This is a genomic window from Kitasatospora sp. NPDC048540 (assembly GCF_040651175.1).
Lineage (GTDB): Bacteria > Actinomycetota > Actinomycetes > Streptomycetales > Streptomycetaceae > Kitasatospora.
In genome coordinates this window covers 1-24,098 of the sequence record NZ_JBEZIR010000073.1, presented here as the reverse complement: position 1 = coordinate 24,098, position 24,098 = coordinate 1, and the positions used below count along the sequence as shown (strand labels likewise).

The following is a 24,098-nucleotide window of genomic DNA, read 5'->3' as shown; positions in this document are numbered from 1 at the left end:
GCCGGGCCGGCGCGGCGGCGGGGAACGGGACGGGGCTCAGCCGACGGTCGCGAAGGCGTTCTGGTGGGCGAGGCGCCGGTCGGCGTCCGCGCCGAGGTCGGTGAGCAGGTCGTCCAGGGCCAGGAAGACCTCCCAGCGCGCCAGCCCGCCGGCCTCGGCCAGCCGGGCGGTCACCAGATCCTCCAGGTCGGCCCGGCGGCTGCCCCGCCAGACCTGGTCGGCCAGGCTGACCAGCAGTTCCTCCAGGCTGATCCCCGGCAGGGTCCAGGACGCGTGGGTCCGGGCGAAGCGCGCGTCCCGCGGGTCGACGCCGAGTTCGAGCAACAGCAGGTGTCCGGCCTCCTCGTGCCGGTGGCCGGGACCGGTGAGCTCCTCGGGATGACGCACCTTGCCGAGGTCGTGGGTGGCGGCGCCGAACAGCACGGCCGGACCGTCGACGGCGGCGCCGGGCCAGCGGGCGGCGATGCCGTCGAGCAGCCGGGCGGCCACGTCGTGGACCAGTTCCAGGTGGGCGCGCAGCCGGGGCTGCGCACCGGCCCGGCGCAGCAACCCGTCCACCCGGTCGGGTATCGGACGGAGCGTCAGCAGGATGTCGGTCATACCGGCTAGGGTGCCACGGCATGATCACCGATGACACCGTGGACGCCTATCTGCACCGGCTCGGCGTCCCCCGCCCGCCCCGCCCGACCGTCGACGCCCTGCGCCGACTGCACCGGGCGCACGTGGAGCGGGTGCCGTACGAGAACCTGGAGATCCAGCTCGGCCGTCCCACGACGGTCGACCCCGAGGCGTCCATAGCGCGGATCCTGGCCGGTGGCGGCGGGTACTGCTTCCATCTGAACGGCGCCTTCGCGACGCTGCTGGCGGCCCTCGGGTACCAGGTCCGGTGGCACCTGGGCGGGGTGCAGTCCCGGACCGACGAGCAGCCGCCCGGTGCCACCGGCAACCACCTGGCGCTGACGGTGCGTTGCGAGGGCGAGGAGCTGCTGGTGGACGTCGGGCTCGGCGACGGCCTGCACGAGCCGCTGCCGCTGCGCGCGGGGACCTACCGGCAGGGGCCGCTGGAGTACCGGCTGGAGCCGTCCGCGGTGGTTCCGGGCGGCTGGCGGCTGCACAACGACCCGGGCGGTTCCTTCCTCGGGATGGACTTCTCCCCCGACCCGGCCGGGCCGGCCGACTTCGTGGAGCAGCACCGGTGGCTGTCCACCTCGCCGGACTCCCCGTTCGTCCGGGCGCTGTGCGCGCAGCTGCGCGACGCCGACGGCTACCGCCTGCTGCGCGGGCTGGTACTGGTCCGGCTCGGCGCCGAGGGCCGCAAGGTGCGTGAACTCACCTCGGCCGACGAGTGGTTCGCCACCCTGGAGGAGGTCTTCGGCCTGTCGGCGGCCGGGCTGACCCCCGCCCGGCGGGCGGCCCTGTGGTCGAAGGTGCTGGCCACCCACCGGGCCTGGCAGCTCGCCGGGGCGCCCGCTCCCGCCGCCCGGGAGCCGGAGCACTCCGAGGCGTAGGCCGCCGTCACAGCGTGGTGACGAGTCCGCCGTCGATGACGAAGTCGCTGCCGGTGACGTTGCCGGCGCGGTCGCCGGCCAGCAGCAGGACCAGGTCGGCGACCTCCTCGGGGCGGCTGAAGCGTCCGGTCGCGCTCTGGCCGGCGACCTGGTCGGCGACGTCCTTGGGCCGGGTGCCGGCGGCCCCGGCGACGGTCGCCGCCACCCCGTCGTCGCCGAGCCACAGCGCGGTGGAGACCGGCCCGGGGCTGACGGTGTTGACCCGCACCCCGAGCGGGCCGACCTCCTTGGACAGTGCCTTGCAGAAATTGGTCAGTGCCGCCTTCGCCGCGCAGTAGTCGATGATCGACGGATCGGGCAGGAAGGCGTTGACCGAGCTGACCGTGACGACCGAGGCCGCTCCGCGCTCGATCAGGTGCGGCAGCGCGGCCCGGGTGGTGCGGACGGCGGAGAGGAAGTTGACCGTCAGCCCCCAGGTCCAGTCCTCGTCGGTGACGGACCGGAAGCCGCCCAGGCGCGGGCGCACCGCGCCGACGTTGTTGACCAGGATGTCCAGGCCGCCGAGGCGTTCGACCGCCTCCCGGACCAGCGAGGCGGGGCCGTCGGCGGTGGTGAGGTCGACGGCGACCGGGTGGACCAGGTCTCCGTGCGGGTGGCCGGTCATCGCGTCGGTGACAGTCCTGGCGGCGGCCGCCACCCGGACGCCCTCGGCCGCCAGCGCCCTGGTCACCGCGAGGCCGATGCCCTTGCTGGCGCCGGTCACGACGGCGGTCTTCCCGGAGAGCTGAAGGTCCATGGCGGTCTCCTCCTGGACGTGCGCGGGACCGCGGCGCCCGCGGCCCGGCCGGATCGGCTCCGGCTGTCTCCACTCGGCCACAGCCAGGCGGTGCCCGCGACCCGGCCGGGCCGAATCGCACAGTCGTGCGCCAGTGTCTAGGCTGTCGGCCGATGACTGTCGACCGACGCCTCCTGCTGCGCGCCGCCGCCCTCGCCGGCCTGACGGCCGGGTCCGGCGCACTCTCCGCCTGCTCCTCCGGTCCGGGCACCCGGCCGGGCGCCGCGCCGCTCTCGCTCGCCGCCCGCCCCCAGCCGTCCGACCGGGCCACTCCGGGCGCGGATCCCGCCGGCACCCCCGCGGCCGGGTCCCCGGCGGCCTCCGGCACCGCGCAGCCCGGTGCGGCCGTGCCGCCCGTGCCCGCCCTGCCGCCGCTGGCGGCCGGCACCCCGGAGGAGGTGGTCAACGGGCCGCGTGACCGTCCGCAGATCGCGCTCACCTTCCACGGGCAGGGCGACCCGGCCATCGCCGAGAGCGTCCTGCGGACGGCCGAACAGCACGGCGCCCGGGTCACCGTGCTGGTCGTCGGCAGCTGGCTGGACGAGCAGCCGCAGATCGCCCGGCGGATCCTGGACGGCGGCCACGAACTGGGCAACCACACCCAGAACCACCGCAACATCGCCGCCCTGACGCCGGACCAGGTGCGCCAGGAGATAGCCGAGTGCGCCGACCGGCTGCAGCGGCTGACCGGCTCGATCGGCCGCTGGTTCCGGCCGTCGGCCGCGCAGTACGCCAGCCGGACGGTCCGCGACCAGGCCCGGCTGGTCGGCTACGAGCACTGCCTGTCCTTCGACATCGACCCCCGCGACTACACCGACCCGGGCAGCGACACGGTGCAGAAGCGGGTGGTGAACGCCGTCGGCAACGGCTCGGTGGTCGCCCTGCACCTGGGCCACCGGGGTACCGCCGACGCGATGCCCGGGATCCTGGCGGGGCTGGCCGGGCGGGGCCTGACCGCGGTGACCGCCAGCGAGCTGTGCGCCTGACCGGTGAACCCCGGCGGGCGGCCCGGGACCGCTCAGCCGAGCGGGTCCCCCTCGCCGTACGGGCGCAGCCGCAGCGTCCTGGCGTCGGCCGCCCTGATCTCCTCGGCCCGGGAGACCAGCTGCTCGAGGTTGTCCCGGCCCGCGTGGATGAACCGGCCGTGCAGCGCGTCGAAGCGGCCCCGTGCGGCGTCCACCGTGACGGCGACCATGTACGGGATCGAGCCCCACTCCTTCATGCCCGCGAACATCGGCATCCCGGCCGTCATGTCGGTGGCCACCGCCCCCGGGCTGATGTCCAGCACCACCACCCCGTGTGCGGCCAGCGAGTCGGCGATGTTGTCGGACAGCTGCAGCAGGGCGCCCTTCGAGGTGGCGTACGCCGTGTAGCGGCCGTCCGGGCGCAGGGCGAAGCCCGAGTTGAGGTTGACCACCCGGCCGCGGCCGCGGCCCACCATCCCGGGCAGCACGCTGCGCAGCAGGTTGTACGGGCCGCGCAGGTTGGTCTCCACCACCTGCCACCACTCGGCGGGGTCGGTCTCCCAGAGCGGCACCTCCTGGCGGTCCACCGTCCCGGCGTTGTTGACCAGCAGGTCCAGCGGGCCGAGGTCGCGCTCCACCGCCCGGACCGCCTCCCGGACGGCCCCGGGCCGGGTCACGTCGGCGGTGACGGCGACCCCGCGGGCACCGTGCCGGGCGCACACCTTGAGGGTGTCGATCAGTGATTCGTGGGTCCGGCCGACCAGCCCGACGGACATCCCCTCGGCAGCCAGGCCGACCGCGATCTCCCGCCCGATGCCCCGGCCCGCCCCGGTGACCAGTGCGACCTGGCCCGTCAGTGATCCCGTCGCCATCCTCTGCCTCCTCGGTCGTCCGCATTGTCACCCCGCGCGCCCGCCCGCCGCCGGAGCACACGGGTGACCCGGAGCACGTCAGCCGATCGGCGCAGCCCGCGCGGCACGGCCCGGTGAGGCCGCCGGCGCCGGACGGGAGCGCCCGGAGGTGAACCGGCGTTAAGCGGGGTAGTACCGTCGTCCGGGCGGGGTTCCGGGCCACGACGTCCGGTGCACCGTCCGCAGAGCACCCGGCCGGGCACCCCCGGCACCACGTGAAGGGCAACTGAGTGAGTGACATCGCGCGCGTCGGAGTGATCGGCTGCGGCCTGATGGGGTCGGGAATCGCGGAGGTCTTCGCCCGCTCCGGCCTCGACGTCCTGGTCTCCGAGGCCAGCGGCGAGGCCCTGGAGTTCGGCCGCACCCGGCTGACCAACTCGCTGCAGACCGCGGTCAAGCGCGGCAAGCTGACGGAGGAGCAGCGGGACGAGGCGCTCGCCCGGCTCTCCTTCACCACCGACCTGGCGGACTTCGCCGACCGCGACCTGGTGGTCGAGGCGGTCGCGGAGCGTGAGGACATCAAGGTCCAGATCTTCCAGACGCTGGACCACGTGGTGGAGCGCCGTGACGCGATCCTGGCCTCCAACACCTCCTCCATCCCGATCGTGAAGCTGGCCGCCGCCACCTCCCGCCCGGAACAGGTCATCGGCCTGCACTTCTTCAACCCGGCGCCGGTGCAGAAGCTGGTCGAGGTCATCCCGACGCTGACCACCTCCGCCGAGACCACCGCCCGGATCGAGGCCTTCGCGGTCGACGTGCTCGGCAAGGAGCCGATCCGCGCCCGCGACCGGGCCGGTTTCGTGGTCAACGCCCTGCTGGTGCCGTACCTGCTGTCGGCGGTCCGGATGTTCGAGACCGGGGTGGCCACCGCGGCCGACATCGACAAGGGCATGGAGGCCGGCTGCGCCCACCCGATGGGCCCGCTGCGGCTGTGCGACCTGATCGGCCTGGACACCATCGTCTCGATCGCCGAGTCGATGTACGAGGAGTACAAGGAGCCGCTGTACGCCGCTCCCCCGCTGCTCTCCCGGATGGTCGACGCCGGTCTGCTGGGCCGCAAGTCCGGCCGCGGCTTCTACGACTACACCGCCTCCGCCTGATCCGCCCCGCCGCCGCCCCCGTCCTCCCCACGGAGGCCGGGGGCGGCGGCGTGTCCCCGGGTCGACCCGGCCGGTGGGCGGTGGGAGGCTCGTAGGTGGGCCTGGATCACCGGCTGGAGGTGGCGGCGATGGCGATCGTGCTGGTCACGGGCGGGACGGGGCATCTGGGGCGGGAGCTGGTGGAGCGGCTGCGCCCGGCGTACCGGGTGCGGGTGCTCGCGAGGTCGCCGGGGAGCGGGGGCGAGGTCGACTGGGTGCGCGGGGACCTGGCCACCGGCGCGGGGGTGGCCCAGGCGGTCGCCGGGGTGTCCGCCGTGGTGCACGCGGCGACCTGCTCGCCGGCCGCGCGGCGCGGCTACCTGCGCCCGGCGGACCTGTGGCGCAGTCCGCTCGAGGTGGACGTGGACGGCACCCGGCTGCTGCTGGAGGCGGCGGCCCGCTCGGGGGTGGACCACTTCGCGTACATCTCGATCGTGGGGGTGGACCGGCCGCGCGGGCCGTACCTGCGGTTGAAGCTCACCGCCGAGGAACTGGTCCGGGAGTCGGGGGTGCCGTTCTCGATCCTGCGGGCGACGCAGTTCCACTGGCTGCTGGACCGGATGCTCGGGAAGGCGGCCCGGCTGCCGGTGCTGCCGCTGCCGACCCGGGTGCCGGTGCAGCCGGTGGACCCGGCGGACTTCGCCGGGTACGTGGCCGAGTGCCTGGCCGACGGGCCGGGCGGGCGGCGCGAGGACTTCGCCGGGCCCGAGGTGCTGACCCTGGGGACCCTGGTGGACCAGTGGCAGTGGGCGCGCGGGCGGCCCCGGAAGGTGATCGGCCTGTACGCGCCGGCACCGCTGATGCGGGCGGCGTACACGATGACCGCGCCGTACGGGCGGCGCGGGACGACCACCTGGGCCGACTGGCTGGGCAGGCGCGGCGGCCGGTGACGCCCGAGGGGCCGGACACGGTGACGGGACCCGGGAGCGGTATCCGGCTCCCGGGCCCCTGAGGTGCCACCCACTTGCTCGCGCCGGCACGTTTAAGAGCTGCGGATCATTTTGACAGTGTCGTGTTCTGCCTTTGAACTACCGTGCCACGAGAGGCACAGGCGGGACTTGAACCCGCATCCGACCCTTTGGTCCGCACTCGGTCGATCCGGCGCGCGGCGGCGAATACTGAGACTGGAGCGAGAGTCTGAATTTCAGGGGGCTGCCTCTACCCTTTGGGCCACCCCGGCACGTGGTGCCGGGGGGAGGACTCGAACCTCCACCGTTACCCCGTCGTCAGCTTCAACATCAGTGTCAGCTTGCGCTGTTGCCAGCGCACCCCTTCGCTCGCACGAGGGGCGATCAGAAGGCTACCCGAACAGGTAGCCGAAGACGGCGTCGCCGGTCCGCCGGTCGGTGATCTCGGCGCCGTTGGCCTCCTCGCGGGCGAACTGCACGGCCTGCTGCAGCTTCTCGACCCGCTCGACCAGCTCGTTGACCCGCCGGGCCGGGAGCGCGCCGGAGAACTTGACGGTGGTCCAGTACCCGACCGGGATGTCCTCGTAGTACACCTCGACCTGGGCGGGGTGCTTCTCGGTCGCCTCGGCCTTGACGTGGTTGCGCGGCACCTTCTTGGTGCGGATGGTGCGGACCGCGTCGGTCTTCCAGGCGTCGGTGGACGGGTCGGGGCTCCAGGCCTCCGAGGCGTCCAGCACCGGCAGCTTGCGGACGAAGGTGTAGAGGTCGGTGAGCTGCTTCTCCAGGAAGAGCAGGTAGGTCACCGGCACGTCCTTGAGCAGCGGCCGGCCGTCCACCACCACGTCGGCGCGGGCCTCCTGGTTGGCCCAGTCCTTGGTGGCGGTCACGTCGAACAGCCGGGTGAGCGAGGTGGCGGTGGCGCGCAGGATGTCCTCGGCCTTCACCTGGACCCGGGTCGACTCGGGCGGCAGCTGCTCGCCCTCCTCGTCCTTGGGCTGGTAGGTGCGGGAGATGCCGGCCAGCAGGGCCGGCTTCTGCAGGCCGTGATGGGCCTGGGTGAGCTCCTGGAAGGACTTGGACTTGACGCCCTTTTCGACCGCGATGATCTGGTTGAGTTTCGCCACGTCGCAGAAGCTACCAGCACCCTGACGTACTGTCGTGCGAATAAGTGGAACCGGCGGAACCGGCCCGGCCGGCGCGGTGGTTCCCCGCGCCGGCCGGACCGGCCGGTCCGGGGTCAGCTGTTGATGCTGTACGGGTCGCCGTAGACCTTCCACTTCAGCGGCGGGTTGAGGTCGAAGTTCTTGGCGTTGAGGAAGACCAGCTGCTCGGTGTCGACCCGGCTGGTGTCCGCGTGCGCCTCCTCCTTCTTCATGACCACCTTGCGGGCGTCGAGGAACGCCTTGAGGTAGGCGGTCTCGTCGCCGCCCTGGGCGGGGGTCTTGGCCTTCTTCATCGCGGCCTTGCGGATGCCGCCGAAGCTGTCGGAGTCGGTGCCGGGCCCGTGCATGACGATGGCGTCGTAGTAGATGAACTGGCCGAGCGCGCGCAGCCCGTCGGACTTGGCCTGGCTGACGGCCGGGTTGAAGTAGACCCGGTCGCGCTCGTCGTTCTGCGCCTTCTGGAACACGGTGTCCTTGGCGGCGTTCGCCCAGTCCTTCTCGAACGCGGAGCCGAGGCCGGAGTGCGACTCGCTGCCGTTGACCTTCCGCAGGGCCGGCAGGTACTTGGCGAGGACGTTGCCCGGCTTGAGGTCGGTGTAGTGCTCGACCAGGTCGAGCATGTCGCCGGTGCCGGAGCAGAAGCCGATGATGCCGGCCGTGTAGCCGCGGCCGTCGCCGATGTCCTCGATGTACTTGTACTGGGCCTTCCAGTCGAGCGAGGAGTTCTCCGCGCTGGACACCAGTTGCATGGCGATGTCCTTCTTGTGCGCGTCGTCCAGGCCCACGGCCGCCACCGAGACCACCGAGGTCTCGGCGTGTCCGACGCCGGCGGTGGCGACGGTCAGGGGGACGGCGGCGAGGACGATCGCCAGGGCGGTACGGGCGGTGCGGTGCTGCAGTGCCATGTGACGCTCCGTCTGCCGACTGCGGGCATGGGGGTACCCGCAGTTCACGTTAGGAAACTTTCCTAACTGATTGAAGCGCCTCCGCTCCCCGGGCCGCAACCCCCGCGCACCACCGACCAGTTGACCCGAATCCCGGCCCCACCGCGGCCCGCGACGCCCGCACCCCCTCCCACCTGCGCCGACAATGTCCGCGTCAAGACCGGCGCGACGCCGGGACGCACCGAAAAAGACGCGGACCCGGAGAGGACGCGGAACGGCCCCGGCCCCGGAGTGTGGACTCCGGGGCCGGGGCCGTTCGCGTCTGCCTACCGCCGCGCTCAGACCCCGCGCAGCACCGCGCCGGTCCGCTCGCCGGCCACCGCCACCGCGTTCGCGCGCGCGGCCGAGGCCTCGTCCGCGGTCAGCGTGCGGTCGCCGGCCCGGAAGCGCAGCGAGTACGCCAGCGACTTCTTGCCCTCGCCCGCCTGCTCGCCGGTGAACACGTCGAACAGCCGGATCGCCTCCAGCAGGGCACCGGCGCCGTCCCGCAGCGCCGCCTCGACCTCGGCCGCCGGGACGGCCGCGTCGACGATCAGCGCGACGTCCTGGGTGGCCACCGGGTACGAGGACACCGCCGGACCGCTGACCCGCTGCCCGCCCCCGGCGAACAGCAGGTCCACGTCGATCTCCATCGCCGCGGTGCGCTCCGGCAGGTGCAGCGCCTTGGTCACCCGCGGGTGCAGCTCACCGGCGTGGCCCACCACCCGGTCGCCGACCAGCAGTTCGGCGCACCGGCCCGGGTGCCACGGGGCCCGCTGGGCCTGGCGGACGGTCAGCTCGACGTTGGCCGCGCGGGCCACCGTACGGGCCGCCTCGACCGCGTCCGCCCAGCCCGCCTGCGCGCCCTTGCCCCACCAGCCGGACGGCAGCCGCTCACCGGCCAGCGCGACGGCGATCCGCCGCGGCTGGTCGGGCAGGGCCGCGTCCAGCTCGGCCAGCTCGGCGTCGCTCGGACGGCGGTCGACGGGCAGCCGCGGGGCCACCTTGAGCTCCGCCTTGGGCAGGAACACCGTGCCGGTCTCGAAGACCGCCAGGTCGGTGTTGCCGCGCCCCAGGTTGCGCCGCACCGCGCCGAGCAGCCCCGGCAGCAGCGTGGTGCGCAGGCCCGGCTCCTCGTCGTTGAGCGGGTTGACCAGCTTGACCGTGCGGCGGCGGTCGTCGTCCGGCTCCAGGCCGAGGGCGTCCAGCGCGGCCTCGCCGACGAACGGGTAGTTGTTCACCTCGACGAACCCGGCCCCGGCCAGCGCCACCCCGGCCCGGCGGTGGAACCGCTGCGCCTCGGTCAGGCCGCGGCCCGGCGGGACGGTGGGCATCCGGGCGGGGACGTTGTCGTACCCCTCCAGCCGGATGACCTCCTCGGCGAGGTCGTACGGGTCGGTCAGGTCGGGCCGCCAGGTCGGCGGGGTGACCTCCAGGATGTCGGTGCCCACCACGGTGCAGCCGATCTCCTGCAGCCGCCGGGTGACGGTCTCGCGGCCGTACCCGGTGCCCGCGACCCGGTCCGGCAGGTCCGCGTCGATGGCGATGGTGCGCAGCGGGTGCGGGGCGGCGATGTCGGTGACCCCGGCCTCCGCGGTACCGCCGGCGATCAGCACCAGCAGGTCCACCGCGCGCTGGGCAGCGGCGCGGGCGGCCTCCGGGTCGACACCGCGCTCGAAGCGCTTGGACGCCTCGGAGGGCAGCTTGTGGCGCTTGGCGGAGCGGGCGATCGCGACCGGCTCGAAGTGCGCGGCCTCGATGATCACGTCGGTGGAGCCGGTGACCTGGCCGGTCTCCGGGTCGACCACCGGCTCGAGGATCTCGGTGGTGGCGCCGCCCATGACCCCGGCCAGGCCGATCGGCCCGGAGTTGTCGCAGATCAGCAGGTCCTCGGTGGACAGCTTGCGCTTCACGCCGTCCAGGGTGATGAGGGTCTCCCCCGCGGCCGCCCGGCGGACCTGGATCGGGCCGTCGACCCGGTTGCGGTCGTAGGCGTGCAGCGGCTGGCCGACCTCCAGCATCACGTAGTTGGTGATGTCGACGGTCAGCGAGATCGGGCGGATGCCCGACTTCTGCAGCCGGCGCTGCAGCCAGATCGGCGACTGCGCCGAGGGGTCGACGCCGGTCACGGTGCGGGCCACGAAACGGTCGCAGCCGGCCGGGTCGGCGACCTTCACCAGGTAGCCGTACGAGTTGGCCGGGGGCACGTCCAGCAGCGCCGGGTCGGCCAGCGGCAGCCCGTACGCGGCGGCGGCCTCGCGGGCCACCCCGCGCATGGAGAGGCAGTAGCCGCGGTCCGGGGTGACCGCGATGTCCAGCACCTCGTCGACCAGCTGCAGCAGCTCGATCGCGTCGGTGCCGGGCTCGTGGTGCGGCTCCAGCACGATGATGCCGTTGTGGTCGTCGCCCATCCCGAGCTCGCGGGCGGAGCAGATCATGCCGGCCGAGGTGTGGCCGTAGGTCTGCCGCGCGGCGATCGGGAACGGACCGGGCAGCACCGCGCCCGGCAGCACCACGACCACCTTGTCGCCGACGGCGAAGTTGGTCGCACCGCAGACGATCTCCTGCGGCTCGCCGGTGCCGTTGGCGGCACCCACGTTGACGAAGCAGTGCCGGATCGGCTTCTTGAAGCCGGACAGCTCCTCGATGGAGAGCACCTCGCCGACCACCAGCGGGCCCTTGAGATCGGCGCCGAGCTGCTCGACGGTCTCGACCTCCAGACCGGCCCGGACCAGGCGGGCCGCGACGTCACGGCCGGTCTCACCCGCCGGAAGGTCGACGTACTCGCGCAGCCAGGAAAGCGGGACGCGCATCAGATCTCCATCCCGAACGGGAGGGTGAAGCGGACGTCACCCTCGACCATGTCGCGCATGTCGGCGACGTTGTGGCGGTTCATCAGGATTCGCTCCAGGCCGAGGCCGAAGGCGAACCCGCTGTAGCGGCTCGGGTCGACGCCGCAGGCGACCAGCACCCGCGGGTTGACCACGCCGCAGCCGCCGAGCTCGATCCAGCCCTCGGAGGAGCAGGTGCGGCAGGGGCGGTCCGGGTTGCCGACGCTCTCGCCCCGGCAGACGAAGCACTGCAGGTCGATCTCGGCGCTCGGCTCGGTGAACGGGAAGTACGAGGGCCGCCAGCGCAGCTGCAGGCCGTCGCCGATCAGCTTGGACACCAGCAGCTCGATGGTGCCCTTGAGGTCGGCGAAGGTGATGCCCTCGTCCACCGCGAGGCCCTCGACCTGACGGAAGACCGGGGTGTGGGTGGCGTCCAGCTCGTCGGTCCGGTAGACCCGGCCGGGGCAGACCACGTAGATGGGGGGCTCGCGGTCGAGCATGGTGCGGGCCTGGACCGGGGAGGTCTGGGTGCGCAGCACGACGCCGGAGTCCGGGGTGCCGTCCGGGGCCTGGACGAAGAAGGTGTCCTGCATCGAGCGGGCCGGGTGGTCCTGGTCCAGGTTGAGGGCGTCGAAGTTGAGCCACTCCGCCTCGACCTCGGGGCCCTCGGCGACCTCGTAGCCCATGGCCACGAAGGTGTCCTCGATCCGCTCGGCCAGGGTGGTCAGCGGGTGCCGGGCGCCGCGCGGGGCGCGGTCGTACGGCAGCGTGACGTCGACCGCCTCCTCGACCAGCACGCGGGCGTCCCGCTCCGCCTCCAGCTCGGCCTGACGCTTCGCCAGCGCCTGGTTGACGGCGCCGCGGGCCTGGCCGATCAGCTTGCCCGCCGCGGCCTTCGCGTGCGGCGGCAGCGCGCCGATCTCGCGGTTGGCCAGCGACAGCGGGGAGCGGTCGCCGGTGTGGGCGACCTTGGCGGCCTTCAGCTCGTCGAGGCTGCCGGCCGCGGCGAACGCCGCGACGGCCTCGTCCCGGGCCTGCTCCACCACCTCGGGCTTGAGTGCCTCGACCTCTACCGGGTCGTACGACTTATTGGGTGCCGACATCTCTATCTTTCCCGTGCTCCTGCTGGTGAAGGGTTCTGGTGGAACAGCTCGCCCCTGCGTCACGCCCGGCGTGGCCTGGTCGCGGGCAGCCGGTCCCGGTGACGGGAGGAGGGGTGTCCGCGGCTCGGCCGCGCAGGGCGTACCACAACGCCAAAGGTCGAGTGTAGTCGTAGCGCGCGCAGGGCCGGCCGCAGGTCCGCGGGGCCCCCGCACGGCGGAGCCCGCCGGGCCGGTCGCTCCAGGGGCTCTCAGAGCATGAAGTCCGGCACTCCGGCGGGCAGGATAAATCGGAACTGGGCGCCGCCGCCGGGGGCGCGGCTGATCCGGATGGTGCCGCCGTGGGCCTCGACGATGCCCTTGACGATGTAGAGGCCGAGTCCGGTGCCGCCGCGCTTGGAGCCGCGCCAGAAGCGGGTGAAGACGCGCGGCATCGACTCCTCGGGGATGCCGCTGCCTTCGTCGCTCACGGTGACCGCTGTTCCTTCCAGGACCCGGGGCGGGGTGCCCGGGGGCTCCCAGCCGGCCGCCTCGACCACTTCCTTGGCGGGCGCCACCTCGATGGTGACAGTGCCCTCGCCGTGCCGCACCGCATTTTCCAGCAGGTTGGCCAGCACCTGGTCGACCTTGTCCGGGTCGGCCCACAGCGGCCCGGCCGGTTCGCCGACCCGGATGTCGAAGCGCTCCGCCGGGATCCCGGCGGCGATCTTGCCGGCCACGTGCCGGCGGACCGCGGCCGGCAGGTCGACCACCTGCTTGCGGACCTCCAGGCGCCCGGCGTCGATCCGGGAGATGTCCAGCAGCTCGGCGATCAGCCGGGTGACCCGGTCGGCGTCGGCGTCGACGGTCTCCAGCATCACCCGCTTCTGCCCGTCGTTGAACCGCTCCCACTTGGCCAGCAGCGTCGCGGTGAAGCCCTTGACGCTGGTCAGCGGGGAGCGCAGCTCGTGCGCGACGGTGGCGATCAGTTCGGCGTGGCTGCGCTCGGTCCGCCGGCGCGCCTCGGTGCCGCGCAGCGACACCACCACCTGCCGCACCGGCCCGCAGGGGCGGTCCCGGACGTACCGGGCGCAGGCCAGCACCTCGCGGCCGCCGGGCAGCAGCAGGTTGCGCTCCGGCTGGCCGGTGCGGACCGCGAGACCGCCGTACGGGTCGGTCAGCTGCCACCAGCGCCGGCCGTCGAGGTCCTCCAGCGGCAGGGCCTGCTCCAGCGGGGCGCCGAGCGCCGCGGCCTGCGAGCGGCCGGTGATCCGGGCGGCGGCGGCGTTGAAGACGGTCACCAGGCCGCGGGCGTCGGCGACCACCAGCCCGTCCGGCAGATCGTCCGGGTCGAGCCGTGCACCGCTGCCCACCATGGGTGTCCCTCCCGCTTACCCAGCGTGTTGCCGCCCCGAGCAGACCCTAGCGCCCCTACCCCCGTACGCGACAGCCTCCGGGCGAGCGCTGCGCCCGGGCCGAGGCGTAGAGGCAGACGGCGGCGGCCGTGGCGAGGTTGAGGCTCTCGGCGTGTCCGTGGATGGGTACGCGCACCACCTCGTCGGCCAGTGCGCGGGTCTCCTCCGGCAGGCCCCAGGCCTCGTTGCCGAAGACCCAGGCGCCGGGCGCGCCCAGGGTGCCCTCGTCGAGCTCCTGGTCCAGGTCCCGCTCCCCCGCGCCGTCCGCGGCCAGCACCCGCACGCCGGCCTCGCGCAGCCGGGCGACGGCCTCCTCGATCGGCACACCGGTGGCGAACGGCAGGTGGAACAGGCTGCCGACGGAGGCCCGGACGGCCTTCGGGTTGTACAGGTCGACCGAGGCGTCGGTGAGGATCACGGCGTCCGCGCCGGCCGCGTCGGCGGTGCGCAGCACGGTGCCGGCGTTGCCGGGGTCACGGACGTGCGCGAGCACGGCGACCAGCTGCGGGCGGGCGGCCAGCACCTGCTCGAAGGGCGTGTCGATGAAGCGGCAGAGCGCGACGATGCCCTGCGGGGTCACGGTGTCGCAGATCTCGGCGATCACCTCGTCGGTCGCGGTGAGCACCGGCAGTCCGGCGGCCAGCGCCGCCTCGACGATCTCCGCGTGGCGCTCGGCGGCGTCCACGGTGAGGTAGATCTCCACCACGGCGTGCTCGGCCGAGCCCGGCAGCCGCCCGAACGCCACCGCCTCCCGGACGGCCTGCGGGCCCTCGGCCAGGAAACGGCGCTCCTTGCTGCGCTGGTTGCGCTTGGCGAGCCGGCGGGCGGCGGCCACCCGCGGGGAGCGCAGGGAGGTGAGCAGGGGGGTGTCGGTGCTCTGCATGCTCTCGTTCTCTGGGTAGGGCCGGTGGCTCCGGGAGGCCGGGGGGCCGCGCCAACGAATCGGACCCGCAGGCCCTGGGGCCTGCGGGTCCGGACAGCTCAGCTGTGATCCGCTCGGGATCAGGCAGCGGCGACCTTCGGCGCGTTCACGTCGGCCGGCAGCGCCTTCTGGGCGACCTCGACGAGCACGGCGAACGCACCGGCGTCGTGCACGGCCAGCTCGGCCAGCATCTTGCGGTCGATCTCGACGCCGGCGGCCTTCAGGCCCTGCACGAAGCGGTTGTAGGTGATGCCGTTGGCACGGGCCGCAGCGTTGATGCGCTGGATCCAGAGCTGGCGGAAGTCGCCCTTGCGCTTCTTGCGGTCGTTGAAGTTGTAGACGAGCGAGTGGGTGACCTGCTCCTTGGCCTTGCGGTACAGGCGCGACCGCTGGCCGCGGTAACCGCTGGCCCGCTCGAGGATGACCCGGCGCTTCTTGTGGGCGTTCACTGCCCGCTTGACGCGTGCCACTTGATTACTCCTAGGTTTGGACCGCGGACTGCTTCACGCGGTCCGTCATTCGATTGGGTCGGGAAGGATCAGCCGGTCCCGCGGCGGTGCCGCGGGCGAGCGATCACTTGCCCAGAAGCTTCTTGATCTTCTTGGCGTCGGCCGGGGCCAGCTCGACGGTGCCGGCCAGCTTGCGGGTCAGCGTCGAGGGCTTGTGCTCCAGCAGGTGGCGACGGCCGGCACGCTCGCGCAGCACCTTCCCGGAGCCGCTGATCTTGAAGCGCTTGCTGGCGCCGCTGTGCGTCTTTTGCTTCGGCATGTCGCCGTCTCTCCTCATCGTCCGCCCTCGGCCCGCACACTGCTGTGCGGGCCCCGGGCACAGGCCCCTCCCCACCCAGGTGTCGGGTCAGGAGGGCGGTTCGTCGGTCACCGGGGCGGATGCCCCGGTGCCTGGTGGCCGGTCGCTCGGACGAGCCGTGAGCCCTGGGGCTCAGGCGTCCTGCGCGGTCTCGGCCGGCTGCTCGACCTCGGCGGCCGGGGCCTCCGCGGTCTCGTCGCCCTCGACGTCCTCGGCCTGGTCGAGGGCCTCGTCGGCCTCGATGTCCTCGGTGTCGTCGGCGGCCGAACCGGGGGTCCGGCCCTGGCGCTCGGCCTTGCGGGCGTCCGCGATCGCACGGGCCTCGGCCATGGCCTCGGTCTTCTTCTTGTGCGGGCCGAGAACCATGATCATGTTTCGGCCGTCCTGCTTCGCCGAGGACTCGACGAAGCCCAGGTCCTGGACGTCGTCCGCGAGCCGCTGCAGCAGTCGGAAGCCCAGCTCGGGGCGGGACTGCTCACGACCGCGGAACATGATCGTGATCTTGACCTTGTCGCCCTGCTTGAGGAACCGGACGACGTGACCCTTCTTGGTGTCGTAGTCGTGCGGGTCGATCTTCGGCCGGAGCTTCATCTCCTTGATGACCGTGTGCGCCTGGTTCTTGCGCGCCTCACGGGCCTTCATGGCCGACTCGTACTTGAACTTGCCGTAGTCCATGAGCTTGCAGACCGGCGGCCGCGCGGTGGCGGCAACCTCGACCAGGTCGAGGTCGTACTCCTGGGCAAGCTCCAGCGCCTTCGCGAGCGGGACGATGCCGACCTGCTCGCCGCTGGGACCGACGAGTCGCACCTCGGGGACGCGGATCCGGTCGTTGATGCGGGGCTCGGTGCTGATGGGGCCTCCTCGGTTGCACCTTTTTTCGATGCGGCCGTCGGACGGCGGTCGCACGTAGTGGCTTCGACCACTGGGCGGGGCTTCATTCATGCTGCGCTGCGAACAGCACCGCAAGCACGAAAAAAGCCCCGCACGGTTGCACGCGGGGCTCCACACAATCCTGGGCGCCGGATGAGGGCGCCGCTGGCGACCTGCGGCCCTGACGGGCGCCTGTCGCGGACCGTACCCGTCGACCGTGAGGACGAAGCGGGTGGGAGACTGGCTCGGCGGCCCTGACGGACCTCCGGGGTGGAGCCTCCACTTGCTGGCCACGAACCCATGCGGGAACCTGGCCGGTCAGTCTCGAAGCATACAGCCTTTCCCCGGCCACCGGTATTCCGGCCCCGCCGGGCCCCACCGCCCACCTGCGGCGGCGCACCGGCTGGGTACGCTCGCTGTGTACCCAACCCGGCACGACGGAGTGAGCCCACCTTGACCAGCCAGCCGCACGAGCACGACGACGACCAGGCGATCGGCTTCGACGACCTGACCCGCGACATCGCGGAGGTGCCGGCCGTCGAGGTGATCACCACCGTGGCGGTCCACCTGATGAGCGCCGCCGCCGTGAAGTGCGGACTCGCCGAGGGCGGCGAGAAGGACAAGGACCTGGACGAGGCCCGCAAGCTGATCACCGCACTGGCCGGCCTGGTCACCGCCGGTGCGCCGGAGATCAGCAACTTCCACGCCGCCCCGCTGCGGGACGGCCTGCGCTCGCTCCAGCTGGCCTTCCGCGAGGCCTCGCTGGTCCCGGACGCCCCCGGCGCCGGCCCCGGCGAGAAGTTCACCGGGCCCGTCTACTCCTGAGCGCCGCCGCTCCCGTACGCCGATGCCCCCGGAGTCCGCTCCGGGGGCATCGGCGTGTCAGGCGCCGGTGGACACCGGACCGCGCCCGCGGGCGCCGGGTCAGCGGCGGTGGAGGGCGTCGGCGGGCAGCGCGGTGGTGGCCGGCACCAGTGCCAGCTGCAGACCGCGGTCCAGCCTGACCCGGAGCACCGGGTCCCCGGTCAGCGCCCGGGCCAGCCGCTCGACCGTCTCCCGGACCTCCGCCTCGGCAGTCCCCTCCGCCAGGGTCACCGCCACCGTGCCGTCCACTCCCTCGCCGGGCAGCAGATGGCCGGCCACGACGGCCGGTTCGGCCGCGAGCACCCCGCGCACCGCCTCGCGCACCTGCGGATCGGCGACCGGCGGCAGGTAGTGCCGGTTCTCCGCCACCGCGCGCAGCCGGGCGCCGGTCAGCTGGAACGGGACCGGCCCGGCCGGGTCGAGCAGCAGGGTGTCGGCCCGCTCGGAGTACGCCACCATGGCGGCCTGCGGGGCGGCCACCGGCGCCGGCCGGGCGTCGGCGCGCCAGCGGGCCATGCTCGCCAGCGAGGTGAAGGCCGGCAGCGCCCGGCGGCCGTCCGCCGCCTCGACCACCGGGACGGCCATGTCGCTGGTCTTCTCGTGCCGCAGGCCGTCGGGGCCGGTCTCCACCTCACCGAGCAGCGCCACGATCGGCACCATCAGCCGGCTCGCGGTCAGGGCGTCCAGCAGCTCGCCCTCCGCCGCGCGATCCTCGGCCCAGGCCGCCAGGGCCGCGGCGAGGCGGGGGTCGGCGGTGCCGTCGTCGTCCGCGAACCCGGGGTTCGGAATGTTCTTGCGCTCCACCCCGTGAGGGTATGCCACCCGGCCGCGATATCCGGGACGGGACCCTACCCAGCGGTAGCGCCGTGTGGCAGTCTGCGGCCATGGCCAACCTCCGCCCCTCCCCGGGTACCGCCGCCGACCGGGCCCGCTACGACCGGGCCACCGCGCACCTCGACGCGCCACTGGCCGTGGTCGACCTGGACGCGTTCGACGCCAACGCCGCCGACCTGGTCCGGCGGGCCGCCGGCAAGCCGGTCCGGGTGGCCAGCAAGTCGGTGCGCTGCCGGGCACTGCTGGAACGGGTGCTGGGGATGGACGGGTTCGCCGGGATCATGAGCTTCACCCTGGCCGAGTCGCTCTGGCTGGCCCGCTCCGGCTTCGACGACGTCCTGCTGGCCTACCCGTCCGCCGACCGCTCCGGCTACGCCGAGCTGACCGCCGACCCCAAACTGGCCGCCGCCGTCACCGTCCTGATCGACGACCCGGCCCAGCTGGACCTGGTGGACCGGGCCCGCGAGGGCACCGAGACCGTCCGGGTCTGCCTGGAGCTGGACACCTCGCTCCACCTGCTCGGCGGCCGGGTCCGGGTCGGCGCCCGGCGGGCACCGCTGCGGACCCCCGAGGAGCTCGGCGCGTTCGCCGAACTGGTGCACAACCGACCGGGGTTCAGGGTGGTCGGCCTGATGGCGTACGAGGGCCACATCGCCGGCGTCGGCGACCGGGTGGCCGGCCGGCCGCTGCGCTCGCGGGCCGTACAGCTGATGCAGGCGAAGGCCCGTACCGAACTGGCCGTCCGGCGGGCCGCGGTGGTGCGGCGGCTGCGCGAGGTCGCGGACCTGGAGTTCGTGAACGGCGGCGGCACCGGCAGCGTGGAGAGCACGGTGGCCGAGCGCGCGGTGACCGAGGTCGCCGCCGGGTCCGGCCTGTACGTGCCCCGGCTGTTCGACAACTACCGCTCGTTCCACGGCCGTCCGGCCGCCCTGTTCGCCCAGCCGGTGGTCCGGCGGCCGGGGGTCGGGGTGGTCACCGTGCTCGGCGGCGGGTACCCCGCGTCCGGCGCGGCCGGGCCGGACCGCTCGCCGGAGCCGTACCTGCCCGCCGGGCTGCGCTACGACCCGCAGGAGGGCGCGGGCGAGGTGCAGACCCCGCTGCTCGGCCCGGCCGCCGACGACCTGCTGATCGGCGACCGGGTCTGGTTCCGGCACGCCAAGGCCGGCGAACTGTGCGAGCGCTTCGCCGAGTTGCACCTGATCGAGGGCGACCGGGTGGTCGACACCGTGCCCACCTACCGGGGCGAGGGGAAAACGTACCTCTGACCGTCACCGGTCCGGTCTAGGCTGACGGTCAGTCGGACGGTGACACCGAGAGGGGGCCGCCATGGAGGCGGAGATCGTCGCACTGGCCACGTCAGGGGCGAGCACGCTGGTCGGGTTGATGGTGACCGAGCTGTGGACGGAGGCGCGCGGGCGGTTCGCGTCGCTGTTCGGGCGGCGCAGCGAGGCGGTCGGCGAGGAGCTGGAGGAGGTCCGCCGCGAGCTGCTGTGCGCCGATGACCAGGCGGCCGCGGCCGTCGGCGCCGAGGCGGAGTGGGAGGCCCGGCTGCGCCGCGCCCTCGCGGCCGACCCGGAGGCCGCCGCCCAGCTGCGGGCACTGCTCGACGAGCTCGCGCCGCACCAGGAGCCGGCGCCGGCGCCCGGCTCGGTGCACAACAGCATCACCGGCCGTGGGGTGTACAACGAGCCGGTGATCCAGGCCGGCTACGTCCAGGGCGACGTCAACGGCCGCGTCACCGGCCGCTGACCCCACGCGCGACGGTCCCCGGCGCCGGGCACCGGGGACCGTCGGCAGGGTGGGCCCGCTCAGGTGCGGGTGCCGCCCGGGGCGCCGCCGAGGGCGGGGCCGTCGTACGTGGTGATCCCGGCGACGATGTTGTCCATCACCTTCACGTCGGGCGCCTTGGGGTCGATGTCGAAGCCCAGGTGGACGGTGGCCAGCTGCTTGCCGTCCGCGGTCGGGAAGACCACGGTCTCGACGTAGCCGTCGTTGCCCTGCGCCGCGTCGACCTTCCAGCGGACCAGGTAGCCGCTGTGCCCGGCCACCGTGACCGGCTCCGACTTCAGCTCCTCGTGCGACTTGACGTCGTTGTAGGACTCCTTGGCCGCCGCCGCGATGTCCGCGAGCGCCGCCTGCTTGGCGTCGGTGCCGTCGACCTTGCCGGTGACCGCCCCGCCGAGGGAGCAGTCGCTCTTGCCGTCGGCGCAGGTGTACGAGCCGATGGTGAGCGCGGCGTAGCCCTTGTCGGTGGTGCCGCCGTCCCAGCCGTCGGGTACCGGCAGGCTGATCCGGTTGACCGCGTCGACGGCCGGTCCGCCGCCGCCCGGGCCACCGTTGCCGCCGCGGCCGCCCTGGCCGTTGCCCTGGCCGCCCTTGCCCTGGCCGTTCTGGCCGCCCGGGCCGTTGCCGCCCTTACCGCCGGGGCCGCCGCCGCCCGGGCCGCGCATGCTGTCCGAACCCGGGCGCTGGCCCGGCCGGTCCACGGCGCTGCTGTGGCCGGAGCGGCCGTCCATCACCAGGTAGGTCACCCCGGAACCCACCGCCAGGCCGATCAGCGCGGCCACCGAGGTGGCCAGCAGGACCGCCTTGCCGGGGCCGGTCCTGGGCTTGCGCGGGGCCGCGTCGGCCGGCGGCAGCTCGGGGAAGCGGACCGTCGGGTCGGCACCCAGCACCTGGCCTTCGAGCACCCGCCCGTCGTCACTCCCGGTTGCGTCGGCGACCGTGCCGGGCCGGGTCTCGGCGGTCCATCCATGGCCGTCCCACCAGCGCTCGGGCCGCGGGTCGCCGGTCGGGTCCTTCGGGTCCGGGTACCACCCGGCGGGAATCTGCTCGCTCACCCCAGAGAATCTAAGGGCCCGCGGATAAGCACGGAATCAGCGGGAGCTGAGATTGGCGCTCCCCCGATGAGATTCGGATGAGAAAGACACACCGCTCACCCGGATCGCCCCAGCGGCCGCATCGCGCCCCACGAGACGGCAGAATTCCCGGCATGACCCACGGCATCGCCCAACGGCCCGTCATCGGCATCAGCACCTACCGCACCACGGCCGCCTGGGGCCGCTTCGACCGCCGGCTCGCGGTCATGCTGCCCGAGCGCTACCCGGCCCTGGTCCGGGACTCCGGCGGCGTCGCCGTCCTGCTCCCGCCGGACGCCCCCGAACACGCGCCCGCCGCGCTGGCCCGGCTGGACGGCCTGGTGATCGCCGGCGGCGAGGACGTCGACCCGCTCCTCTACGACGAGCCCGCCCACCCCCGGACCGAGGCCGACGCACCCGAGCGGGACGCCTGGGAGGCAGCGCTGCTGCGCGCCGCGCTGGCCGGCGGCGTCCCGGTGCTGGGGATCTGCCGGGGGATGCAGCTGCTGAACGTGGTCCGGGGCGGCTCGCTGATCCAGCACCTGCCCGATGTGGTCCACCACGAGGGCCACGCGGGCGGCGAGGGCAGCTACGGGCGGCACGCCGTCCGCGCGCTCGCGGGCACCGGGCTGGGCGGGGTGCTCGGGACGGAGAGCGTGGTGGTGCCGACCTCGCACCACCAGGCGGTGGACCGGCTCGGCGAAGGGCTGACGGTCTGCGCCCGGGCCGAGGACGGCACCGTCGAGGCGGTGGAGGACACCGCCGGCGGCGCCTTCGTGCTCGGCGTGCAGTGGCACCCCGAGCAGGGCGAGGACCTGCGGGTGATGCAGGCGCTGGTGGGTGCCGCCGCGGCCGCCCGTACCCCCGAACTGCAGCCGGTCGGCTGACCGCCGGGACCGCCCCGCCCGCCGCGCGGACGGGCCGCCACTCGGCCGCTCGGCGGCCCCGCGGTAGCCCGTCCGGCGGGAACGACAACGGTCACCAGTGCAGGCTTTGGATCTTCCTCCGATCTGGGGTTCACTTCGTGGACGGGCAGTTGCGCCCGGCGACCGGAGCGTGCGGGAGAGGATCTCGATGGGCGGCCACGACCACCAGGGACACGACCACCAGACGCACGACCCGGGCGGTTCGGACCACAGCGGGCACGGCCACAGCGCGCACGACCACGGCGGGCACGGCGGGCACTCGCACGCGGTGGCCGCCGACGCCGACCGCCGCTGGCTGCTCAGCGCACTCGCGCTGATCGTGGTCTTCATGGCCGGCGAGGTGGTGGTCGGCTTCGCCGCCCAGTCGCTGGCCCTGATCTCCGACGCCGCCCACATGCTCACCGACGCGGCCTCCATTGTGCTGGCCCTGGTCGCCATGCGGCTCGCCGCCCGGCCCGCCCGCGGCGGCTACACCTACGGGCTCAAGCGGGCCGAGATCCTCTCCGCCCAGGCCAACGGCGTCACGCTGCTGGTGCTGTCCGCCTGGCTCGGCTACGAGGCCGTCCAGCGCCTGATCCACCCGCCCGCGGTGGAGGGCGCGCTGGTGCTGGTCACCGCGCTGGTCGGGATCGTCGTCAACATCGCCGCGACCTGGTGCATGTCCAAGGCCAACCGCAGCTCGCTCAACGTCGAGGGCGCCTTCCAGCACGTACTGACCGACCTGTACGCCTTCATCGCCACCGCGGTGGCCGGCGCCATCGTGCTCACCACCGGATTCGAGCAGGCCGACGCCATCGCCTCGCTGATCGTGGTGGCACTGATGCTCAGGGCCGGCGTCGGCCTGGTCCGGGACTCCGGACGGATCTTCCTGGAGGCCGCCCCCGCCGGCATCGACCCCGACGTGGTCGCCGACCGGATGGTCGCCTCCCCCATGGTCGAGGAGATCCACGACCTGCACATCTGGGAGATCACCTCCGGGCAGCCCGCCCTGTCCGCACACATCCTGGTCACCCCCGGCGGCGACTGCCACGCCGTCCGCCGCACGCTGCAGCGGCGGCTGCGCGAGGAGTACCGGATCAGCCACAGCACCCTCCAGGTCGACCACGTCGGCGAGGACGACGCCCAGGGGCTGCTGCAGATCACCGGCCCGGGCACCGAACCGTGGGAACACTGCGCCGACGCCCACGGCCCCGTCCACCGCGCCGGACCGCACGAGCACTGACCGACGCGTGGTCCGCCGGACCGACGGAACGTCAGCGTGGTGCGGCATGATCTGAGGGTGACCGCACCCCGCCTGATGCTGCTCGACACCGCCAGCCTCTACTTCCGCGCCTACTTCGGCGTGCCGGAGTCCATGAAGTCACCCGACGGGCAGCCGGTGAACGCCGTCCGCGGCCTGCTCGACTTCATCGCCCGCCTGGTCCAGGACCACCGGCCCGACCAGCTGGTCGCCTGCATGGACGCCGACTGGCGCCCGCAGTGGCGGGTCGACCTGATCCCCTCGTACAAGACCCACCGGCTCGCCGCCGAGCCCGCCGAGGACGGCGAGGAGGAGATCCCGGACACCCTCTCCCCCCAGGTCCCGGTCATCGAACAGGTCCTGGACGCGCTCGGCATCGCCCGGGTCGGCTCGCCCGGCTACGAGGCGGACGACGTGATCGGCACGCTCACCGCGCGGGCCGCCGGGCCGGTCCAGATCGTCACCGGCGACCGGGACCTGTTCCAGCTGGTCGACGACGCGCGGCGGGTCACCGTGCTCTACCCCGTGAAGGGGGTCGGGCAGCTGCAGGTCACCGACGACCGGCTGCTGCGGGAGAAGTACGGCGTCGACGGCGCCTCCTACGCCGACCTGGCGGCCCTGCGCGGGGACGCCAGCGACGGGCTGCCGGGGGCCAAGGGCATCGGCGAGAAGACCGCCGCCCAACTGCTGCACATGTACGGCGATCTGGGCGGGATCCGGGCAGCCGCACTCGACCCCGACTCCAAGCTGACCCCGGCCCGGCGCAAGAACCTCCTGGACGGATCGGGCTACCTCGACGTCGCCCCCACCGTGGTCCGGGTCGCCACCGACTGCCCGCTCCCCGCCTACGACCCGGCCCTGCCGGCCGAACCGCTCGACCCGATGACCCTCGAGGACCTCTCCACCCGCTGGAACCTGGGGAGTTCGCTGGAACGCGTGCTCGCCGCACTGGCCCTGCCGCCCGCCGAGGCGTAGATCAGGCGCGCCCCTTGCACGCTGGGCCGGCCAAAAGACAGGGGCGCGGGGAACTGCGCGAGGGCGGAAGAGTCCAACATGTGCCCTCCCGCAGCGCGCAGTTCCCCCCCCCCCAGGGTGGTTGT

At 73.6% G+C, this 24,098-nt stretch carries 24 protein-coding genes; 10 read left to right on the top strand and 14 right to left on the bottom strand.

What is annotated here, in order from left to right; genetic code table 11:
- Positions 1–36 precede the first annotated feature (36 nt).
- A complete protein-coding gene (locus AB0D08_RS25560) occupies positions 37–600 on the bottom strand; it encodes an HD domain-containing protein (RefSeq protein WP_359891882.1) in 564 nt (187 codons plus the stop codon).
- 20 nt (positions 601–620) lie between these two features.
- Between AB0D08_RS25560 and AB0D08_RS25555 the strand changes: the two genes are divergently transcribed.
- Entirely contained in the window at positions 621–1,508 is an 888-nt protein-coding gene (locus tag AB0D08_RS25555; protein ID WP_359891879.1) for an arylamine N-acetyltransferase, read from the top strand.
- A 7-nt stretch (positions 1,509–1,515) separates the two neighbouring features.
- On the opposite strand, the gene AB0D08_RS25550 is transcribed toward AB0D08_RS25555, so the two are convergent.
- Positions 1,516–2,304 (bottom strand): oxidoreductase, encoded by a 789-nt coding sequence (locus tag AB0D08_RS25550; RefSeq protein WP_033825501.1) that lies wholly within the window; start codon positions 2,302–2,304, stop codon positions 1,516–1,518.
- Positions 2,305–2,456: 152 nt separating this feature from the next.
- Here AB0D08_RS25550 and AB0D08_RS25545 point away from each other — a divergent pair, with 152 nt between their 5' ends.
- A complete protein-coding gene (locus AB0D08_RS25545; protein WP_359891876.1) occupies positions 2,457–3,329 on the top strand; it encodes a polysaccharide deacetylase family protein in 873 nt (290 codons plus the stop codon).
- 32 nt (positions 3,330–3,361) lie between these two features.
- Here AB0D08_RS25545 and AB0D08_RS25540 read toward each other — a convergent pair whose 3' ends face one another.
- Positions 3,362–4,180, bottom strand: coding sequence for an SDR family oxidoreductase (locus AB0D08_RS25540; RefSeq protein ID WP_033825500.1), 819 nt, complete (start codon positions 4,178–4,180; stop codon positions 3,362–3,364).
- Between the two features lie 269 nt (positions 4,181–4,449).
- Here AB0D08_RS25540 and AB0D08_RS25535 point away from each other — a divergent pair, with 269 nt between their 5' ends.
- On the top strand, positions 4,450–5,319 hold the full coding sequence (locus tag AB0D08_RS25535; RefSeq protein WP_033825499.1) for a 3-hydroxybutyryl-CoA dehydrogenase: 870 nt from the start codon (positions 4,450–4,452) through the stop codon (positions 5,317–5,319).
- A gap of 95 nt (positions 5,320–5,414) precedes the next feature.
- A complete protein-coding gene (locus AB0D08_RS25530; protein WP_233289412.1) occupies positions 5,415–6,248 on the top strand; it encodes an NAD(P)H-binding protein in 834 nt (277 codons plus the stop codon).
- 410 nt (positions 6,249–6,658) lie between these two features.
- Here the strand turns inward: AB0D08_RS25530 and AB0D08_RS25525 are convergent, their stop codons facing one another.
- From AB0D08_RS25525 to infC, 9 genes are all read right to left on the bottom strand, one after another.
- Positions 6,659–7,390: a hypothetical protein gene (locus tag AB0D08_RS25525; protein WP_033825498.1), complete on the bottom strand. Its 732-nt coding sequence runs from the start codon at positions 7,388–7,390 to the stop codon at positions 6,659–6,661.
- Between the two features lie 113 nt (positions 7,391–7,503).
- Positions 7,504–8,334: a chitosanase gene (locus AB0D08_RS25520; protein ID WP_033825497.1), complete on the bottom strand. Its 831-nt coding sequence runs from the start codon at positions 8,332–8,334 to the stop codon at positions 7,504–7,506.
- Between the two features lie 317 nt (positions 8,335–8,651).
- The gene (gene pheT, locus AB0D08_RS25515) at positions 8,652–11,165 is read right to left on the bottom strand and encodes a phenylalanine--tRNA ligase subunit beta (protein WP_359891871.1); all 2,514 of its coding nucleotides are present in this window, start codon (positions 11,163–11,165) and stop codon (positions 8,652–8,654) included.
- Complete coding sequence (pheS, locus tag AB0D08_RS25510) at positions 11,165–12,286, bottom strand: phenylalanine--tRNA ligase subunit alpha (protein ID WP_033825495.1); 1,122 nt, start codon at positions 12,284–12,286, stop codon at positions 11,165–11,167. The genes pheT and pheS overlap by 1 nt, the downstream gene beginning before the upstream one ends.
- Positions 12,287–12,534: 248 nt before the next feature.
- On the bottom strand, positions 12,535–13,638 hold the full coding sequence (locus AB0D08_RS25505; RefSeq protein WP_033825494.1) for an ATP-binding protein: 1,104 nt from the start codon (positions 13,636–13,638) through the stop codon (positions 12,535–12,537).
- A 55-nt stretch (positions 13,639–13,693) separates the two neighbouring features.
- Positions 13,694–14,560, bottom strand: coding sequence for an RNA methyltransferase (locus AB0D08_RS25500; protein ID WP_033825493.1), 867 nt, complete (start codon positions 14,558–14,560; stop codon positions 13,694–13,696).
- 119 nt (positions 14,561–14,679) lie between these two features.
- Complete coding sequence (gene rplT, locus AB0D08_RS25495; RefSeq protein ID WP_033825492.1) at positions 14,680–15,069, bottom strand: 50S ribosomal protein L20; 390 nt, start codon at positions 15,067–15,069, stop codon at positions 14,680–14,682.
- A gap of 103 nt (positions 15,070–15,172) precedes the next feature.
- Complete coding sequence (rpmI, locus tag AB0D08_RS25490; RefSeq protein WP_030055648.1) at positions 15,173–15,367, bottom strand: 50S ribosomal protein L35; 195 nt, start codon at positions 15,365–15,367, stop codon at positions 15,173–15,175.
- A 171-nt stretch (positions 15,368–15,538) separates the two neighbouring features.
- Positions 15,539–16,288: a translation initiation factor IF-3 gene (infC, locus tag AB0D08_RS25485; protein WP_149038667.1), complete on the bottom strand. Its 750-nt coding sequence runs from the start codon at positions 16,286–16,288 to the stop codon at positions 15,539–15,541.
- A 441-nt stretch (positions 16,289–16,729) separates the two neighbouring features.
- Here infC and AB0D08_RS25480 point away from each other — a divergent pair, with 441 nt between their 5' ends.
- Positions 16,730–17,101, top strand: a complete 372-nt coding sequence (locus AB0D08_RS25480; protein ID WP_033825490.1) for a DUF1844 domain-containing protein — start codon at positions 16,730–16,732, stop codon at positions 17,099–17,101.
- A 99-nt stretch (positions 17,102–17,200) separates the two neighbouring features.
- Here the strand turns inward: AB0D08_RS25480 and AB0D08_RS25475 are convergent, their stop codons facing one another.
- Positions 17,201–17,944, bottom strand: a complete 744-nt coding sequence (locus tag AB0D08_RS25475; protein ID WP_033825489.1) for an SseB family protein — start codon at positions 17,942–17,944, stop codon at positions 17,201–17,203.
- A gap of 80 nt (positions 17,945–18,024) precedes the next feature.
- On the opposite strand from AB0D08_RS25475, the gene AB0D08_RS25470 reads away from it, so the two are divergent.
- Together AB0D08_RS25470 and AB0D08_RS25465 are read left to right on the top strand one after the other, a co-directional pair.
- Positions 18,025–19,239 (top strand): amino acid deaminase/aldolase, encoded by a 1,215-nt coding sequence (locus AB0D08_RS25470; protein ID WP_359891865.1) that lies wholly within the window; start codon positions 18,025–18,027, stop codon positions 19,237–19,239.
- Between the two features lie 61 nt (positions 19,240–19,300).
- Complete coding sequence (locus tag AB0D08_RS25465) at positions 19,301–19,723, top strand: hypothetical protein (RefSeq protein ID WP_033825487.1); 423 nt, start codon at positions 19,301–19,303, stop codon at positions 19,721–19,723.
- Positions 19,724–19,782: 59 nt separating this feature from the next.
- Here AB0D08_RS25465 and AB0D08_RS25460 read toward each other — a convergent pair whose 3' ends face one another.
- Positions 19,783–20,814, bottom strand: coding sequence for a DUF2510 domain-containing protein (locus AB0D08_RS25460; protein ID WP_359891863.1), 1,032 nt, complete (start codon positions 20,812–20,814; stop codon positions 19,783–19,785).
- Positions 20,815–20,966: 152 nt separating this feature from the next.
- Between AB0D08_RS25460 and AB0D08_RS25455 the strand changes: the two genes are divergently transcribed.
- From AB0D08_RS25455 to AB0D08_RS25445, 3 genes are all read left to right on the top strand, one after another.
- Positions 20,967–21,719 (top strand): gamma-glutamyl-gamma-aminobutyrate hydrolase family protein, encoded by a 753-nt coding sequence (locus AB0D08_RS25455; RefSeq protein WP_359891860.1) that lies wholly within the window; start codon positions 20,967–20,969, stop codon positions 21,717–21,719.
- Positions 21,720–21,906: 187 nt separating this feature from the next.
- Complete coding sequence (locus tag AB0D08_RS25450) at positions 21,907–22,980, top strand: cation diffusion facilitator family transporter (protein ID WP_033825485.1); 1,074 nt, start codon at positions 21,907–21,909, stop codon at positions 22,978–22,980.
- 75 nt (positions 22,981–23,055) lie between these two features.
- Positions 23,056–23,973 (top strand): 5'-3' exonuclease, encoded by a 918-nt coding sequence (locus AB0D08_RS25445; RefSeq protein WP_359891907.1) that lies wholly within the window; start codon positions 23,056–23,058, stop codon positions 23,971–23,973.
- Positions 23,974–24,098: the final 125 nt, after the last annotated feature.

Bases quoted from the DNA above. Each gene is read 5' to 3' on its own strand.
- AB0D08_RS25560 (WP_359891882.1), bottom strand. From the start codon at position 600: ATGACCGACATCCTGCTGACGCTCCGTCCGATACCCGACCGGGTGGAC.
- AB0D08_RS25555 (WP_359891879.1), top strand. From the start codon at position 621: ATGATCACCGATGACACCGTGGACGCCTATCTGCACCGGCTCGGCGTC.
- AB0D08_RS25550 (WP_033825501.1), bottom strand. From the start codon at position 2,304: ATGGACCTTCAGCTCTCCGGGAAGACCGCCGTCGTGACCGGCGCCAGC.
- AB0D08_RS25545 (WP_359891876.1), top strand. From the start codon at position 2,457: ATGACTGTCGACCGACGCCTCCTGCTGCGCGCCGCCGCCCTCGCCGGC.
- AB0D08_RS25540 (WP_033825500.1), bottom strand. From the start codon at position 4,180: ATGGCGACGGGATCACTGACGGGCCAGGTCGCACTGGTCACCGGGGCG.
- AB0D08_RS25520 (WP_033825497.1), bottom strand. From the start codon at position 8,334: ATGGCACTGCAGCACCGCACCGCCCGTACCGCCCTGGCGATCGTCCTC.
- pheT (WP_359891871.1), bottom strand. From the start codon at position 11,165: ATGCGCGTCCCGCTTTCCTGGCTGCGCGAGTACGTCGACCTTCCGGCG.
- pheS (WP_033825495.1), bottom strand. From the start codon at position 12,286: ATGTCGGCACCCAATAAGTCGTACGACCCGGTAGAGGTCGAGGCACTC.
- AB0D08_RS25505 (WP_033825494.1), bottom strand. From the start codon at position 13,638: ATGGTGGGCAGCGGTGCACGGCTCGACCCGGACGATCTGCCGGACGGG.
- AB0D08_RS25500 (WP_033825493.1), bottom strand. From the start codon at position 14,560: ATGCAGAGCACCGACACCCCCCTGCTCACCTCCCTGCGCTCCCCGCGG.
- rpmI (WP_030055648.1), bottom strand. From the start codon at position 15,367: ATGCCGAAGCAAAAGACGCACAGCGGCGCCAGCAAGCGCTTCAAGATC.
- AB0D08_RS25470 (WP_359891865.1), top strand. From the start codon at position 18,025: ATGGCCAACCTCCGCCCCTCCCCGGGTACCGCCGCCGACCGGGCCCGC.
- AB0D08_RS25465 (WP_033825487.1), top strand. From the start codon at position 19,301: ATGGAGGCGGAGATCGTCGCACTGGCCACGTCAGGGGCGAGCACGCTG.
- AB0D08_RS25455 (WP_359891860.1), top strand. From the start codon at position 20,967: ATGACCCACGGCATCGCCCAACGGCCCGTCATCGGCATCAGCACCTAC.
- AB0D08_RS25450 (WP_033825485.1), top strand. From the start codon at position 21,907: ATGGGCGGCCACGACCACCAGGGACACGACCACCAGACGCACGACCCG.
- AB0D08_RS25445 (WP_359891907.1), top strand. From the start codon at position 23,056: ATGCTGCTCGACACCGCCAGCCTCTACTTCCGCGCCTACTTCGGCGTG.